This window comes from Acinetobacter sp. YH01008 (assembly GCF_013420435.1).
GTDB lineage: Bacteria > Pseudomonadota > Gammaproteobacteria > Pseudomonadales > Moraxellaceae > Acinetobacter > Acinetobacter pseudolwoffii.
This window is the reverse complement of the sequence record NZ_VOYD01000004.1, coordinates 14,653-30,902: the sequence shown is the minus strand read 5'-3', so window position 1 is coordinate 30,902 and position 16,250 is coordinate 14,653. Positions and strand designations below refer to the sequence as shown.

General features: G+C 46.2%; 13 protein-coding genes. 4 read left to right on the top strand and 9 right to left on the bottom strand.

Translation table 11 applies throughout. The features are described 5' to 3' along the window. Positions 1 to 13: 13 nt before the first annotated feature. A complete protein-coding gene (locus FTT75_RS04210; RefSeq protein ID WP_180185940.1) occupies positions 14 to 1,816 on the bottom strand; it encodes an extracellular solute-binding protein in 1,803 nt (600 codons plus the stop codon). 40 nt (positions 1,817 to 1,856) lie between these two features. After that, positions 1,857 to 5,090: a LysM peptidoglycan-binding domain-containing protein gene (locus FTT75_RS04205; RefSeq protein WP_180185939.1), complete on the bottom strand. Its 3,234-nt coding sequence runs from the start codon at positions 5,088 to 5,090 to the stop codon at positions 1,857 to 1,859. A gap of 207 nt (positions 5,091 to 5,297) precedes the next feature. Here FTT75_RS04205 and dnaQ point away from each other — a divergent pair, with 207 nt between their 5' ends. The 3 genes from dnaQ to nudC all read left to right on the top strand — a co-directional run bounded on the left by dnaQ (position 5,298) and on the right by nudC (position 9,220). Next, entirely contained in the window at positions 5,298 to 6,674 is a 1,377-nt protein-coding gene (dnaQ, locus tag FTT75_RS04200; protein ID WP_180185938.1) for a DNA polymerase III subunit epsilon, read from the top strand. Between the two features lie 126 nt (positions 6,675 to 6,800). Beyond that, positions 6,801 to 8,444: a chemotaxis protein gene (locus tag FTT75_RS04195; RefSeq protein ID WP_180185937.1), complete on the top strand. Its 1,644-nt coding sequence runs from the start codon at positions 6,801 to 6,803 to the stop codon at positions 8,442 to 8,444. After that, the gene (gene nudC, locus FTT75_RS04190) at positions 8,444 to 9,220 is read left to right on the top strand and encodes an NAD(+) diphosphatase (RefSeq protein ID WP_100357231.1); all 777 of its coding nucleotides are present in this window, start codon (positions 8,444 to 8,446) and stop codon (positions 9,218 to 9,220) included. The genes FTT75_RS04195 and nudC overlap by 1 nt, the downstream gene beginning before the upstream one ends. Before the next feature lie 103 nt (positions 9,221 to 9,323). Here the strand turns inward: nudC and FTT75_RS04185 are convergent, their stop codons facing one another. The 4 genes from FTT75_RS04185 to FTT75_RS04170 all read right to left on the bottom strand — a co-directional run bounded on the left by FTT75_RS04185 (position 9,324) and on the right by FTT75_RS04170 (position 12,409). Then, positions 9,324 to 10,211 (bottom strand): alpha/beta hydrolase, encoded by an 888-nt coding sequence (locus tag FTT75_RS04185; RefSeq protein WP_180185936.1) that lies wholly within the window; start codon positions 10,209 to 10,211, stop codon positions 9,324 to 9,326. Then, positions 10,201 to 10,887 carry a BON domain-containing protein gene (locus FTT75_RS04180; RefSeq protein WP_005096366.1) on the bottom strand — a complete coding sequence of 229 codons (687 nt, stop codon included), beginning with the start codon at positions 10,885 to 10,887 and terminating at the stop codon, positions 10,201 to 10,203. Before FTT75_RS04180 ends, FTT75_RS04185 begins: the two co-directional genes overlap by 11 nt. Before the next feature lie 133 nt (positions 10,888 to 11,020). Next, entirely contained in the window at positions 11,021 to 11,434 is a 414-nt protein-coding gene (locus tag FTT75_RS04175; RefSeq protein WP_005096365.1) for a YraN family protein, read from the bottom strand. Positions 11,435 to 11,449: 15 nt separating this feature from the next. After that, complete coding sequence (locus FTT75_RS04170) at positions 11,450 to 12,409, bottom strand: penicillin-binding protein activator (protein ID WP_005096363.1); 960 nt, start codon at positions 12,407 to 12,409, stop codon at positions 11,450 to 11,452. A gap of 10 nt (positions 12,410 to 12,419) precedes the next feature. Here FTT75_RS04170 and rsmI point away from each other — a divergent pair, with 10 nt between their 5' ends. Beyond that, positions 12,420 to 13,262 carry a 16S rRNA (cytidine(1402)-2'-O)-methyltransferase gene (rsmI, locus tag FTT75_RS04165; RefSeq protein ID WP_100355256.1) on the top strand — a complete coding sequence of 281 codons (843 nt, stop codon included), beginning with the start codon at positions 12,420 to 12,422 and terminating at the stop codon, positions 13,260 to 13,262. A gap of 88 nt (positions 13,263 to 13,350) precedes the next feature. Here rsmI and FTT75_RS04160 read toward each other — a convergent pair whose 3' ends face one another. From FTT75_RS04160 to ubiH, 3 genes are all read right to left on the bottom strand, one after another. Beyond that, the gene (locus FTT75_RS04160) at positions 13,351 to 13,605 is read right to left on the bottom strand and encodes a hypothetical protein (RefSeq protein WP_005171865.1); all 255 of its coding nucleotides are present in this window, start codon (positions 13,603 to 13,605) and stop codon (positions 13,351 to 13,353) included. A gap of 175 nt (positions 13,606 to 13,780) precedes the next feature. Beyond that, entirely contained in the window at positions 13,781 to 15,028 is a 1,248-nt protein-coding gene (locus FTT75_RS04155) for an FAD-dependent monooxygenase (protein ID WP_180076042.1), read from the bottom strand. After that, positions 15,025 to 16,233: a 2-octaprenyl-6-methoxyphenyl hydroxylase gene (gene ubiH, locus FTT75_RS04150; RefSeq protein WP_180185935.1), complete on the bottom strand. Its 1,209-nt coding sequence runs from the start codon at positions 16,231 to 16,233 to the stop codon at positions 15,025 to 15,027. The genes FTT75_RS04155 and ubiH overlap by 4 nt, the downstream gene beginning before the upstream one ends. Between the last annotated feature and the right edge of the window lie 17 nt (positions 16,234 to 16,250).

Here is a 16,250-nt window from a genome sequence, read left to right as displayed (position 1 = left end):
ATAGGCTTGGAGCTTAATGTTGTTTGAAATAATTGGCCACACGTTGAGCCTTTGCCGCATCGACCCACCAGTAGTCAATGCCCGCGGAGAGCTTAGGTTTAAGCTTGGGCTGCTGATACATGTTCCAGTAAGCATACCAGTATTCACCCGTACCATAAGTCGGAATATGATAATAACCTGCCCGCAGCAAACGGTCTAAAGCTCGGGTACTGTCAATCACCTGCTCCCGGTTCTGCGCCTGAATTACTTGCTTAATCACCGCATCAATAGCAGGATTCTGAATACCGGCATAATTATAGTTACCGACCTGCTTGGCAGCCTGACTGCTCCAGAACTGTTTTTGTTCCTGCCCCGGTGTCAGGGACTGTGGCATGCTGTCGACAATCATATCAAACTGGTAATTTCGTAGCCGTTCATAATACTGCGCGGTTTCGACCATACGAATATTCGCCTGAATCCCCAAACGTTTTAAATGACGTAAATAAGGCATCAGATGACGCTGCTGTTCCACCTGATGCAGCAAAAATTCAATCTTGACCGCTTGACCGGAAGCATTGACCAACTGCCCCTGTTGATAACGATAACCGGCTTTTAACAGCAATTGACGGGCTTTTAATAAATTCTGCCGGTTAAACCCTGAGGCATCGGATTGAGGATATTGCCAGTCCTGAAGTACAGCCTGACGCTGAACCGGATGAAGCTTCTGCAAATGAGGCTTTAAAATTTGCAGCTCTTGGGCACTCGGCCGTCCACGAGAAGCCAGCTCGCTATTGGAAAAAAAGCTGTTCAGACGTTGATATTCACCATAGAACATGGCTTTATTCAGCCATTCAAAATCGTAAGCGAAACTTAAGGCCTGACGGAAGCGAATATCGGCAAAGGGCTGACGCCGCGTATTAAAGACCAGACTCTGGGTCGGGACCGGATTTTGATGCCGAAAACGATAACGTTTGACTTGTCCTTGCCGAACCGCAGGAAATTGATAATCCCTGATCCAGCGATTGACCTGTTTTTCCTCATGCAAAGTAAATTGGCCCGATTTAAAGGCTTCGAACTTGATTTCCGGACTACGATAATAACGATACTGGATCCGGTCAAAATTATAACGACCGCGATTCACCAATAGATCTTTTCCCCAGTATTGAGGATTGCGCTGATACGAAATACTGCGGCCGGGATCTATGCGTTCAATCACATAGGGCCCTGAACCCAGAATCGGTTTCAGCGTCAGGTCTTTAAAATCACGCCCTTGCCATTGCCGTTTAGAATAAATGGGCATCTGCGCGACAATCATGGCCATTTCCGGATTATGCCCGGATTTAAAATGCATTTTGATTTTTAAAGCTGACAGTACTTCCAGCTTATTTAAATCTGCCAGATACATTTGCAAGCCAAAATTGGACTGGGTCTGATAAAGCTCAAAGCTATATTTGACATCTTCCGCAGTTACGGGCTGACCATTGCTAAAGCGCGCTTTCGGATTTAAATGGAAAATGATAAAGGTAGTTTTCTTGGGGTCAAAACTGACTTTTTCCGCCAGCAAGGGATAATACACCCCGGGCTCATCCAGTGATTTCGACAGCAAACTGTCAAAAATATAGTTGATCCCTTCAGTGACATTGCCTTTGCCATTCATGCTATTTAAATTATCAAAGCTGCCATCGGCCGCCAAAATCAGTGCACCACCTTTGGGGGCTTGCGAATTGGCATAAGGTAAGGATTGCAGATGGCTATATTTCGGTGGGCTATGTAGCGCAATATAAGGTGTGGTGATCAGGGCTGCCCAACTGGTATTCATTACCAGCGGGACAACCATGCTTAAAACAAATAAACTAAAAAATCTCACGATGAATGAATTAGTTTGGCACTTTAATCACATCCCCAATACGTAATTGTGTATTCGGTTTGAGATCATTCATTTCCGCCAGTTGATTGCTGTTCATGCCGTAACGTGAGGCCAGACCGATCAAGGTATCGCCGCGTTTGACTTTATAATCAGTCACCAGTTTTGGAATCTGGATGGTTTGACTGACACGCAATCCGGCACGTGGACTGAGATTATTTAACTCGGCCAGTTCAGTGACCGTAATTCCTAAACGGCTGGCAATCGCATTCAGGGATTCGCCTGACTTGACGCTATAAGATTCAGTTGCTCTAGAAGACACAGGCCTAGCTGCCACTTTCACGTCTTCTGCTTTTTTATCCGTCGGAATATCACCCACAATTTTTAAACGCTGACCAATACGGACGTTGCCATTGGCATTCAGGCCATTTAAATCGGCCAGATACTTGACCTGAAGATGATACTGACGCGCAATAGAACTTAAAGTTTCCCCGGATTTCACCACATGCGAATCGGATTTCACATGTTTCGATACCGTTTCCGCCACAGACTCACGCACGGGTTCAGCTGCCTCACCCGTCAGCTTTAAACGCTGACCGACGCGCAGGCCGGCATGACGAGAAATAGCATTTAGACTCGCCACCTGATCCATCGACAGATTGTATTTTGCGGCAATGCCGGTCAAGGTATCGCCCGATTGAACTGTATAAGTTTCAGGCACCTGACTGCCGGCCGGAATCTTGATGGTCTGGCCTATACGTAAACCACTATTGGCAGCAAAACCATTTAAAGCTGCCAGCTCAGACACACTGAGCTTGCTTTGACTGGCAATGCTATACAGGGTTTCACCACGTTTGACCTGATAATTTTCAGTGGCTGTCTGATCAACTTTAACATTTTCAAATGTCTGTTCAGTCTTTTGGGTCGATGCGGTCAGTGCTTCAACTTCCTGAAGTGGCACATTGATTTTCTGTCCCACCATCAAACTGCTACCCGCAGTTAAACCTGAGGTGAATGACGCCAGTTCAGCATTTGACAGTCCATAACGATCGGCAATCAGTTTCAGATATTCACCGCGCTTGACTGTATAGGATTTGGTTTGAACTTTGGCAGCTTCAGCTTTTTTAGCATCTTCTACTTTGGCTTTAGATGCAGCCGTTTCTTTCAGCGACAGCTTCTGACCGACAAATAAACCACTGTTGGTACTTAAACCATTAAAATCAGCCAGCTGTTTGAGACTTAAACCAAACTGGCTTGCCACACTGGTTAGAGAATCATTGGCCTGAACCACATAAGATTCCGGCTTTTCTTTGGCTTTGGTTTGTTCCTGCACCGGCTTGGCATCATACAGATAAATCGTGGTGCCTACATATAGCGTAGAGTTTGGATCGATCTGGTTCCATTTCGCTACATCACGCCAGTTCACCCCATTTTTTGCTGCAATCAGTGCCAGATTATCCCCCGGTAAAACCTTATAGGTACTACGCTTGCCCTTAGGCGCGACCACCACCACTTCAGAATCAGTCTTGACGTAATTTTTACCCTGGTTCAACTGGGCTTCGATCGAAGTCGCTGTGGTATTGTCAGCAACTTCTTTCGGATAAGAGAAGCCTTTGGTAAGTTCCTTGCCTTGCTGCTCAGCCACAGACAGGCTGGTTTGAATAGCCGTCAGCTTGATTTTACCATCATAAGGATCGACAATTTCTGTGCCTGCCGGCGCCAGTGCTTTCAGCTCTTCAACTACCTGAGCCTGTTCTGCCGGTGTTGCAACAGGCTGCAGAACTTCATCCACAGTTTTGTTAGTTTCCTGCGCGGTAACGACCTGCTGAACTTGCTGACGCTCGGCTGCAGAAATCGGTGGTTCGACCTGAATCTGTTTCGCTGGCGCTGCCGGTGTCACTGCGACCGGAATACGTGGCGCACTTGGAATCGGCAAATCACTTTGGGCAGCAAAACTGGCCAAGGCAGATGAGCCTCTAGGCGTTGAAATCTTTTTCGTGGTCTGTGCCACTGTATTTGCCGTTGTCACCACAGGTGCAGTCGTTGCAGGCCGAGTACTGGCAAGAACGGGTGGAGTCTGTTTTGCCGGCGTAGTCGCTTTCGCATTTAATACGGGAGGCGCAGCTTTGGTCGGCACCACTGTGGTGGTGCTTTTCGGCAGGTTGCTGGCACTACTCGCAGATAATCCGCCGGAACCAGATAGTTTTTTCAGCTTTTCATCGACTGAAGGACTGAGGTCAGCAGGAATCAAAATACGACGCGGACTGGTAGGGTCAATATGATCACCACGATGCCCCGGGTTCAATTGATACAGCTCCGCACGGCTCAAACCGGTGATGGCTGCAATTTCATTTAAATTGGCCACGCCTACAGGCACTTCACGGAAATGCGGACGGTTGGCAATTGGTGGCAGGCTCACCCCATACTGACCTGGAGTTTTAATAATTTGTGCAACTGCCAGGAAACGTGGCACATAGCTCATGGTTTCTTGTGGCAATTTGAGTGACCAATAGTCGGTCGGCAGACCTGCTGCTTTATTGCGGTTAATCGCCTGCTGAATACGTCCCGGGCCGGCATTATAAGACGCCAGCGCCAGCTCCCAAGAACCAAACTGGTTATATAAACTGCCTAAAAACTCATAGGCTGCACGAGTCGATTCCACCACATCACGACGACCGTCGTATAAAGGGGTCTGTTTTAAACCATAAATACGGCCTGTGCTTGGAATAAACTGCCATAAACCTGCCGCTGCTGCACTACTGGTCGCTGCCGGGTCATAGGAACTTTCAATAATCGGTAATAGCGCCAGCTCGGTCGGCATACCACGGCGTTCTGCTTCTTTTACCGTGTAATATAAATAACGTGAGGCACGCGCACTTAAACGGTCCAGATAAGGCTGACGTGAAATAAACCAGCCGCGCTGGGCATCAATCCGCGGATTCCAGACACTTAAGTCCATCTTGAAACCTACGGTCATGCGTTTCCAGACATCACCATGTTTCAGAATCTGTAAACGGTCGCCTTCGACTGCACGCATATCCGTTGCAGAGAGTAAATCTTCGAGTCCATCCAGACTGCTGGCATCCAGATATTGTGATCCAACCTGCTTGCTTGATGCTGTTTGGGTCGCACTTTGTGTAGATGAACAGCCCGTCAGTCCTAGAGAAGCAAGTGCAGTTCCCAGTACAGAATATTTTAAAAATGTAGGTAATGTCGGCTGCCACAAAATTGCGGTTGGTTTATACATAAAGAAATCCAAACAACTCGTATATAAATTTATTTTTTAGATATGCCATTGTAGTGAAGCATGTCGAAGACTCAAGCCAATAATTTACCGCGATTTCACGTTAAATGTTACAAGAAATTAAAAAATCCCGGACATATAGATTGATCGACTGCATTTGCGCTATACAATAAGCCTTCCAGCTTGTTCTATTTTGATCGGATTTAATCTATGTCACACACTATCACACTTTATGTTGATGGCGCCTGTCGCGGCAACCCGGGTTTAGGCGGTTGGGGTGCGTACATTGTTAATGGCCAACAAGAACACAAAATTTGTGGCGGTGAAGACCATACCACCAATAACCGCATGGAACTGACGGCTGCCATCGAAGGCATTCTGTTCTGTGACAAACAGGATAAGCTGGTGATCTATACCGATTCCAATTATGTCAAACAAGGCATTACCGAATGGATTCACGGCTGGAAAAAGAAAAACTGGAAAGACGTCAAAAACCCTGACCTGTGGCAAAAACTGGATGCAGTCTGTCAGGGACGAGAGATTGAGTGGCACTGGATCAAGGGTCACGCCGGGCATGCCGGCAATGAAATGGCCGATCAGCTGGCCAATCAGGGCGCCGATGAAACCCTGAAAAAATCCAAGCAAAGCCCTTCAATATCTGAAGATAAAAAAAAATCTGAACCCGACTGGCTGCTAGATGATCCTTTTGGTCTGGATCTGGCCGAGAGCGAAGAAGAGCTGGACGATATGCAGGAAGAAGAAATCATTGAATTGAATGAAGTTGCCGACACCGAGCAAAGTGATCCAGCGCTTCAAGAGGTGGATGCAACCGTTGCCAATAGTTCGCAACTACATCCCCAGATTGTGATTACCCCCGCAACCTTACAATTGCATGGCCCGCGACAATTGATTCTGGATACCGAAACCACCGGTTTTTATTATCAGGATGGTGACCGGATTATTGAAGTTGGCGCGCTGGAAATGATCAACCGCAAACTGACCGGCAGCTCGATTCATATCTATATCAATCCGAAAACACCGGTCGGCGACTCGGTCAATGTCCACGGCATTACCGATGAGTTCCTGCAAGACAAACCGTTATTTGAGGAAATCTCTCAAGTATTGTTTGACTATTTGCACGGTGCCGAAATTATCGCGCATAACGCCAGCTTCGATATGAACTTCCTGGATATGGAATTCAAACGGGCAGGTTTTAAAGCCCTGTCCGAAGTTTGTGAAGTAACCGATACCCTGGCAATGGCCAAGTCCAAGCATCCGGGGCAGAAAAACTCGCTGGATGCCTTAGTGCGCCGCTACGAGATTCCAAAGCGTGACCGTACGTTCCACGGTGCCTTGCTCGATGCGGAAATCCTGTCTGATGTTTATCTGGCGATGACCGGTGGACAGGTATCTTTTGATATCGATGCTTTGTCTCATTCTGACGATCAGAACAACCGTTCAGGCATGGCCAGAGTTGAAATTGAACTGCCGGTGATTCTCCCCTCAGAACAAGAATTGCAGGAACATGAGAAATGGATCAAACAATTCGAAGAAAAACATGGAACTGCTTGCCTTTTCTCGAAATAAAATCTACATTTCCGAGCATGCTTTAGGTTAAAAACTACAGTTCTTCAGTTATAGTAAATACAAAGAGGTTCCGCAGCTTTAAGCGGAGCTCATATATAGATAATACTTCAGGAAAGGTGCAGATCCATGTCTTACCAAACCTCTATACATTTTGATCCAACAGCCTTACTGATAATAAAAAATGAGGTTGATAACTCGATCAAGTTAGTCGAATCAGCAGTAAGCACCTTGGTAGAAGATCAGACTTTACCTTTTGGCATTGATGATGCATTAAATCAGTTCGAACAATGTGCCCAGGTTCTGGCACTCATCGACATGTCCAGCCTGGCAAAAGTCGCTCATTATTCAGCAGAACTGATGCGCAAGATTATGGGGAACCCGGCACAGGTCAATACGCAGGACGTCATTGCCCTGAGTGAAGGCACCACCATGCTGAAACGCTATATCGAATTTATCTGCCTGCGTGAAGTAAAAATTCCACAGTTCCTGCTCGACACCCTGAACCGTCTGGAAATTGCGCTGGGTAAACCGCTCACCAGTGAAGGTCAGCATATTGAATCCCTGCTCGATCTGATCACGCCTGACTTTCAGTTACCACAAGCACCCGGTCTGGAAAAATCCAAATATGTTCAGCGCCTGTACAAGCTGTCCCTGAACAAGCTGCTTAAGCAGGAAGAAAGTGAACTGGATCTGCAGGCGATTAAACTGGTGGGGGCTTATCTGGCTGGGCTCGCTCAATCGCACACCAGCAAACAGTACTGGAATCTGGTTTTCATTGCATTCAGCAATATTGATCACTTGCTGATTAATGAGCCACGTCTGCGCACTCTGGTGAGTATCGAGCGCAACATGGCACAATATTTTGGCTCGCCGGACAGCTTCAAGGCTTCACTTGCAGACCTGGCCAATGTCCTGAGTCTGTGTATTAGCCAGGAAGATGATACTGCACAACATATCCGCAGTCAGCTCAATATTGGTGAAGACCTGCTGACCGATATGCAGTTACAGGTCTTTAGTCGCCACCTGTATGGTCCAGACTTTGAAACCATGCATACCATTAGCGAACTGGTGACCACAGAAATGGCGCAGATTCGTAATGACATCGAGTTTAACTATCAGAACATGAGTCCTGAAAAAACTCAGGAATTGCAGGCACAGCTCAATAATCTGGCCAACATCTTCAAAGTATTGAACCTGAATGAAGCCTATCATGACCTGAACCGTCAAGCTACTTCACTGAGCCAGACTGAAATCCTGAAAGATCCGGGTTTTGCCCAGCAGTTGATGAATGTGATCCTGTCTGCCATGAACTCGATTGGGGTACTGGAACGTCATCACACCTCGAGCCGTTTGCAGCTGCGCGTCAACAACATGAATATTTCTCTGGACCGCCTGGATGAAGCACATGCGGCTTTACTCACTGAAACCAAGGCCCTGATCGAGCTTTCCAGCCAGATTCTGAGCAACTATCTGCAAGATCAGGACTTGGCTGCACTCGAACCTGTGCCAGTACAATTCTGTGAAATTGGCGGGGCGATGCTGTTCCTGAATGCAGAACATGTTCGTACTGCATTCACCACCACTGCAGCATTCATCAAGAACCGTATTGATCTATCAATGGCATTAACGCCGGAAGAGATTCATCGTGCTCTGGATACTCTGGCAAGTGCCGACATGATGATTGATAACTTAAAGAACAAACAGCCTGTTTTACAGGCTATGTTTAAGGTAGCATTGGACAGTAGTGAAAAACTCAAAATAGTTGCCTAATGTCCAAATTATCACTTGCTTATATTTTTCAGCAGCAGCAACTGCTGGTCGATCAACATTTTCAGCTTCCACAGGTTGAAGCCCTCGCAAGTGATTTGTTACTCCACACGGGTGATCAAGTGATTGCCCGTGACCTGCTTCCCGATGAGCCGATTCCTACAGGCTTGCAACTGGTACCCATCCGCCAGTTATTACAGTTCTGGAATACCCAGCAATTCGAACAGGCCAGCCGTGCGGTACAGCTTTTAGAATGGCGCCGGAATCACAAATTTTGTAGTCATTGCGGTACGGCCACCGAAGCACATCCGCTTGAACATGCGATGCTCTGTCCATCCTGCAATTATCGTCAGTATCCACGGGTTCAGCCTTGTGTCATTACTGTCATTACCCGGGGTGAAGACGAAATTTTGCTGGCCAAAAACGCGCGTAATACCAAAAGCCAGATGTATGGCCTGATTGCCGGTTTTGTTGAAGTTGGCGAAACGCTGGAAGAGGCAGTACGTCGTGAAACGCTGGAAGAAGTCGGTTTAGAGCTCAAGAATATTCAGTATCTGGCTAGCCAGCCCTGGCCGTTTCCAAGCAATCTGATGATTGCCTTCAAGGCTGAATATGCCGCGGGTGAAATCGAATTACAGCAAGAAGAAATTAGCGATGCGCGATTCTTTAAATTCGATCAGCTGCCTGAAATTCCGTTCAAGGGCAGTATTGCCCATGCCATGATTATGCATGTGACTCAAGGTACGGCTGTCGCAGACGATACCAAGACCTGGCTCTAGCTCTTATTGAGCTCAAGTTTGGCTGAACCAATAAAAAAAGAATCCAAGGGAGATAATCTCCTGGATTCTTTTTTATGCCTTACTACTGGGTTAAATCCCGCTATCAGTCTCGAGATCTAAATGCATCCTCGAGTGCCCAAAGCACCTGCGCTTTGGTCTGGAAATAGCGACTGAACAAACTAGATAATGAACCTACGATTGTAATATGGCCAAGTTTCGGAATATGAATCAAATGGCTATGATTGCCCTTTTCTCGCAATACCCGATCTAGATCCTGACTATTAAAATGGCCAACGATGTTGTCCTTTTCGGCAATAAACAGATAATGTCGGGTTGGGCTATTTTTAACAAAATAATAAGGCATGACCTGCTGATATGGCACCGTCTGATCAAAAGCATCAGCACAAATCGGATCATTTTTATAATCAAAATGATAAGGCCCCGCCAGACCAATAATCGCACGGATTAGACTGTGGTCAATGCTGGCAGATTGCGGATGATACAGTGCAGACATGACATTGAATGCCCCAGCCGAATGTCCCATCAAAACCAGGTTTTCAGCACAGATATCTAACCGGCCGGCAGACTGCTGCAAGTGGTTCAATAATAAATGCAGATCATCAATATAGGCTGGGAAAATATGTTGTGGTGCCAGATGATAATTCATCACCACCACATCATAGCCTTCTTTGGCAAAGGCCTCACCAATGAACTGATAATCCTTTTTATCGCCATGCAACCACGCGCCGCCATGTACAAAAACAATCAGGGGGCGATGGGGCAAAGGCTGCTGGCTACGGAACAGATCAAAGCGTTGCCGTGATTTTAGACCATAAGCCAGCTGAGTTTCGATCGTGTAACCCTGTTTAGGCGTTAAACGATTCAACGCATAACTGCCAAAATCATAGAGTCTAAATGCTTTATAGCGTTGCTGGACTTCCAGAATCTGATTCGACAATTGGTTTTTAAAATGACCGACCTTATGGAGCATCGGTTGGTTCAACCGTATCAGGATCTATCGCAACCGGCGTCTGTTCGATACCGGGCTGTGCATAAGCAGGTGCTGCAAAGTTCTGACTGCTCAGATTTGAAGACTGTTCAACATTATCAATCAGGGTCACAATTTTGGTGACATTGCCCACTTGCTGCAATACCTGATTCAGGTCAGCAATTTCTGCGCTGTTCAAACGTCCCATCACATACAGCACGCCATCTTCAGTATGCACATGTACTTTACTGTCCGCAACCACAGTGGCTTTCATGATCAGGCCACGGGTATTCGCTGTGACCGCAGTATCCTGCATGATGGTGCTATAGCTGATCTGGTTGCCTACAGTAATAAAATTATGTACCGCTTTGACATCGCTCATGGATTTGACATTGTCTTCTGCCAGCTGCTTGAGATGTGCATCGGGCACCTGACCGGTCAGCAAGACATTGCCATGAAAACTTTCAATATTGACCCGGGCCTGTTTGAAGCGCGAATCTAGTTTATAAAGATTAATTTTTGCAGTACGGACAATCGAGGAATCAATAAACACCTGCCCCAAGGTACGCGCCCCACTCTCAGTTCCTACAGGAGCCGTACCTGTGCCGCTAGAAATAAAACTGGCACAACCTGATAAACTTGCGACACACAGCATTGTTATTGCAATACGCTTAACCACTCAGCAAGACTCCTTCATTTTATTACGTCTTTTTCAATCTAATAATCTGTCTTTAAGCTCAGATCATGGCAACTCTGCTTGAACTTTACAATGATCTTGAGGCAAATATAAGCATCTTTAGACCTTATTTTATTCACAGATTAATAAACTCTTGATCAAAAGTAAAAGCATTTTCAATCCATTCCAGATCATAAGGGTATTGCGAAAAGTCATGCTGTAGGGTTTTTGCAAATTGCTGTTTAAAATCAAAACAAATCACGTCAAAACGATAGTAATAGTGTGCAAATTGTGGATTTTTCTGAATAAAGCACATTGCCGTCTTGAGCATCTTGCCCTGTTTTGCTTTCGACACCGACTCGATCGCTTGCGCATATCCGGTGTGTGCACGAGCTTTGACTTCAACAAAGATCAGCTCCTGTTCACGTACCAGAATCAGATCCAGTTCACCATAACGGCTGTGATAATTGGCTGTAAGCAATTGAAATCCCTGCTGCTGCATCAGTTGGGCGGCTTGCTGTTCTGCCCATGTACCTAATTGCTGTCGCATTATTCTCTTTCCCTGTTAGAGCAGCTTTACACCTGTGCCACTGTACTGAAAACATTGCGGAGTACGCTGGACACCGTGTTCAGTGATCTGAATCCGGCCGGTTCTGCCCTGAAATTCAATCGTTTGCAGCCGCGGCTGAGATAAATACTGCTGGGTGATGTGCCAGGCATCGCCGCCAAAAGCAATCAGGCGCTGATAAGACAGATTAACCGGTTCCTTGGCATAAGCTTGCAGCACATCCGGCCAATCCGCTAAGTAAAGCACTGGAACATCACAAAACTTGATCCCTTGTGGCAGCTTGTGCTGTTCGCTCATGGCATTGGCTACGGTATACATCCGTGAACGATTTAATTCAGGCATGACAGCCATCCATTCTGCATTGCCCAGAAACAATAATCCCTGCTTGGGCATTAAAAATCGTGGTGGTTTATCTACGATTTTAAATTTCAGATCACTCTGGCTCAGCAAGGACATCAACAACAGTTCATGCTCCGCTTCACTGCCCGGCTGGCGTAAAATCAGCAGTTGCCGAATCCCGTCTTTGAATAAAAGTGCTTTTAAGGCAGCGGCATCATCTTTCTTGGATAGACTGAACTGCCAGACATTGGGAGAGACATCAGCCACTTCATTCAGGCTGAGGGTACGTACTTTGGGTTTGCTGTTCAGCAGTTGTTCCACGTCGCTACGTGCCAATGGCCCCACCACCATTCTGGTCTTTTTATTGACATGCTGTTTAAGTAGCTGGGAGATATTTTTCTGATTGGCATTGACCCATTTCAGCGGAATCTTGTGTCCTGAAGCGGTATAGGCACTGAGAAAACCCTGTTTGATACTCGATGCAGCTCGCGCCAAAGGCCCGGATTCGGGTAGAATGATCAACACTTCTGCTTGAACGCTGCTGATGCAGCTGACTAAACACAAGCCTAATATTTTATTTTTCATCTTCCATTTTTTATTATTCAATTTATTCCACATGGAGAAACCTATGAGTGCTCAGTTATTTGTTGTTGCGACTCCAATCGGGCACTTAGATGATATTAGTTATCGTGCAATTCAGGTGTTGAAGTCGGTGAGTCTGATTGCTGCTGAGGATACACGAACTTCGGCACAGTTGCTTAAACACTTTAATATTCAAACACCTTTGACTGCATGTCATGAACATAATGAAAGCAACAAAATTGAGCAGCTGATCCAGCGTCTACTGAACGGCGAAGATATGGCCCTGATCAGTGATGCTGGCACGCCCCTGATTAGCGATCCTGGTTTTAAATTTGTTCGGGCTGCTCAAGCGCATAATATCCGTGTTATTCCTGTGCCCGGTGCTTGTGCTGCGATTGCGGCCTTAAGTGCGGTCGGCTTGCCAAGTGACCGTTTCAGTTTTGAAGGCTTTCTGCCATCCAGACAAAGTCAGCGCCTGCTGAATCTGGAAAAACTCAAAGATGAAACCCAGACCCTGATTTTCTATGAAGCACCGCACCGGATTCTGGAATGCGTTAAAGATATGGCGAGCATATTTGGAGCAGACCGTCCTGTTGGCTTCGCGCGTGAAATTACCAAGACTTTTGAAACCATCAAGAAAATGACTTTAGGTGAACTGGTCGAATTCATTGCTAATGATCATAATCAGCAAAAAGGTGAAATTGTTCTGGTGATTGGCGGAGCAACCGAAGAAAAAGATCTGGATCAGGAAAAGCTGGATAAATTATTGAATCGCTTATTACAGGATCTGTCAGTCAAAGCAGCTTCACAACTGGCAGCAGATTTAAGCGGTATCAAAAAGAAAGTGGCTTATCAACGTGCTTTAGAACTGACATCAGCCAACGATTAATATTCTAGCTATCTATCACTTTTATTTTTGCAAAAAAAACACCACAACTGATGTGGTGTTTTTTTATAAAGCCAAGTCAAGGAATGACTTATTCTTTAGCTACTGACTCATCTGCCGGTACTTCAACGATACGGCCGCCACTTGCGAGAAAAGCCGCAATTTCGTCTTCAAGTGCCTGACGCTTCTTTAACTTTGCAGTCACTGTCAAAGTTTCAGCTTCTGCAAGATCGTTATCATTGACGACCTCTGTACTCTCTGTTGCGCCTTTTTCAGCTGCTTTTGCTTCATCATCGTCAACGATTGAATCTTCAACGTCGTCGTCATAATCATTCATGTCTGTCATTTGCATCTCCCCCAAAATGAGCGCTCGCTTTGTATTTAAAGCCAGGTGTCGAATTAAGTGAAATTTAGCAATCTATGTGGCATTCGCCTAGTACCAAATATTAAAAAATCGTATTTTTTTTAAACAAAATCGTTACTCTTTATGGATGTTTGTTTAAAAAATTTACATTTCAACGTTAAGCTGCATAGCGTGTGTCTTTAAGTAAACTCAGACCATTGGCCTGTGCCATAAATGCATCTTTTAACATTGGCTGATTTTCTACCTGTTTCAGACCGAAATTACGTGCCCAAACCATCGGGAAAAATGAAGTCGTTTCCATCCAGCCAATCGCAGACATGCTGTGCATCATGGCATCGTTTTGTCCTTTACGGCGGTGCTCATAACGCTTCAGGCTTTGCTCATGTGCCCAAACACCACGTGACTGATCATGCAGCAATACATCACAGAGCACGGCAGCATCCAGACAGCCAATATTCACCCCTTGACCTGCCAGCGGATGAATCACATGGGCAGCATCACCAATCAAAGCCAGACCATCTTGAACATAGTGTTGGGCGGCACGTGCTTTTAATGGAAAAGTCGCACGTGGTGTCGCTTGTACGACCTCACCGAGCATATGATGACTTTCACGGGTCAATAGCTGTGTAAAGTCAGCATCTGACAACCCTGCATATTCTTCAGCATAATCATCCGGCAAAGTCCAGACGATGGATTGCCAATGTCCCTGCTCTTCTTTTTTTAAGCTGGCCATCGGTAAAAAAGCCAGAGGGCCAGTTTCCAGAAAAATCTGGCGCGCCATATGCTGATGGGGCTGTACAGTTTGAATCGCACAGCTGATCCCGGCCTGTTTATAGTCCAGTACATCAATATCGATGAAAGCTTGCTCACGGACAAAGGAGTTGGCACCATCTGCACCAATCACCAGCTTGGTTTTAAGCTGTGTGCCATCGGCCAGATGAATGATCCAGACACCGACTCCGCGTTCTACCCGGCTGACTTTAACTTCGGTACGGTAATCCTGTACAGCGTCAAGCATCTTTTGCTGAATAGCCAGATTCAGGATACTCGGTTCCACCATCGAACCTAAGGCCTGTTCTACTGAGGGTATTTTTTCTGAAGGCTGGCCGAAATTAATATCACCATAGCCATTTTTATTCCAGACCTGCATACCGGTATAAGGCTGCTGACGTGCCAGTTTTTCCCATACACCGACTATTTTTAATAGGTGAATGGTTGCCTGACTCAGCGCCAAAACACGTGGATTCGCTACACCTAATGCCTTATCTGCATCTAAAATTGGGGCAGCGTCTAAAACTGTAGGCTGCACACCACCTTGCGCCAGCAGAAGTGCAGTCAGTCCACCGACCAGTCCACCGCCAATAATGACCACATCCAAGATTTCGTTATTTTGATTTAAGCTCATGCTTTTAATCCCATGGCATAATTCGCAACCAAAGGTTTAATGCCTGGAATATTTTCAAAGCAGATTAAGCCTGTGTTACGCATCAGTTTGAGGAATGGATTCTGGTTACTAAAACCGCGTACCACTGAATCACAGAATTTAATGACCCGCTGCTGATCTTTCAGGCGTGATTTTTCGTAGTCCTGTAGCATGGCTGCATTGCCTAAATCAGCACCCTGCTCAAGTTGCTCTGCCAAATAGCGATTAAGCACATAAGCATCGCGCATACACAGGTTAAAGCCCTGTCCGGCTACAGGATGGATGGTATGTGCAGCATTGCCCATCAATACCACACGGCCAACGGCCTGTTTTTCTGCCAGGACTTGAGAGAGTGGGAAGCTAAAACGGCGACCGGTTTTCTGGAATTTTCCGGCACGATCGCCATAGGTCTCTTGCAAGGCATCAAGAAAATGCTGATCATTTTCATCGCCCAACCATTCACCTTCTGTGCCTTTTTTTACCGGCCAGACCACGGAACGGCGATATTCACCTGGCAATGGCAATAACGCCAAAGGGCCTAAATGACTGAAACGCTCAAAACCGACATGACCATGGGGCTTCGAGGTTTGTACTGTGGTCACAATCGCGACCTGATTATAATCGTGTTCTGAAGTACCAATGCCCAATGCTTTACGGCAGAAAGAATCACGACCGTCTGCGGCAATGACCAGTTTAGATTGTAAAGTCAGCTCAGATTCACCACGCTGCGCCTGAATATAAGCACAATCGGCATCTTGGGTCAGCGATGTGACTTGTACACCATCAATCAGTTCAATCAGTGGCTGTTTTTTCACTTGGGTCAGCAGCACACGGCCGAGCCAGGCATTTTCAATCACCTGACCGAAACTTTCGACTTTTTCCTGTTCTGCTTTTAGGCGTGCCTTACCAAAGCTGCCTTGTTCGGTAATATTGACTTCCAGAATTGGTGTGGCATGTTGCTGTAGTGCATCCCAAAGGCCGAGTTCCTGATAGATCTGTACACTACGGCGCGACAAGGCACTGTTACGCGCATCAAAACTGGAATGATACGGGGCAAGATGTTCATCATCATAATCTGGATATTTGATGGCTTCCAAAAGTTTGACTGCAATATTGGTTTTCGCCAACATCAGTGCGAGGCTTAAGCCCACCATACCACCACCGACAATGATGACTTCTTGTTGCATGCTGTAATCCTTTCAAT

Excerpts from the sequence above, each read along its gene's own strand:
- FTT75_RS04210 (WP_180185940.1), bottom strand. The coding sequence starts at position 1,816 with ATGGTTGTCCCGCTGGTAATGAATACCAGTTGGGCAGCCCTGATCACC.
- FTT75_RS04205 (WP_180185939.1), bottom strand. The coding sequence starts at position 5,090 with ATGTATAAACCAACCGCAATTTTGTGGCAGCCGACATTACCTACATTT.
- dnaQ (WP_180185938.1), top strand. The coding sequence starts at position 5,298 with ATGTCACACACTATCACACTTTATGTTGATGGCGCCTGTCGCGGCAAC.
- FTT75_RS04195 (WP_180185937.1), top strand. The coding sequence starts at position 6,801 with ATGTCTTACCAAACCTCTATACATTTTGATCCAACAGCCTTACTGATA.
- nudC (WP_100357231.1), top strand. The coding sequence starts at position 8,444 with ATGTCCAAATTATCACTTGCTTATATTTTTCAGCAGCAGCAACTGCTG.
- FTT75_RS04185 (WP_180185936.1), bottom strand. The coding sequence starts at position 10,211 with ATGCTCCATAAGGTCGGTCATTTTAAAAACCAATTGTCGAATCAGATT.
- FTT75_RS04175 (WP_005096365.1), bottom strand. The coding sequence starts at position 11,434 with ATGCGACAGCAATTAGGTACATGGGCAGAACAGCAAGCCGCCCAACTG.
- FTT75_RS04170 (WP_005096363.1), bottom strand. The coding sequence starts at position 12,409 with ATGTGGAATAAATTGAATAATAAAAAATGGAAGATGAAAAATAAAATA.
- rsmI (WP_100355256.1), top strand. The coding sequence starts at position 12,420 with ATGAGTGCTCAGTTATTTGTTGTTGCGACTCCAATCGGGCACTTAGAT.
- FTT75_RS04160 (WP_005171865.1), bottom strand. The coding sequence starts at position 13,605 with ATGACAGACATGAATGATTATGACGACGACGTTGAAGATTCAATCGTT.
- FTT75_RS04155 (WP_180076042.1), bottom strand. The coding sequence starts at position 15,028 with ATGAGCTTAAATCAAAATAACGAAATCTTGGATGTGGTCATTATTGGC.
- ubiH (WP_180185935.1), bottom strand. The coding sequence starts at position 16,233 with ATGCAACAAGAAGTCATCATTGTCGGTGGTGGTATGGTGGGCTTAAGC.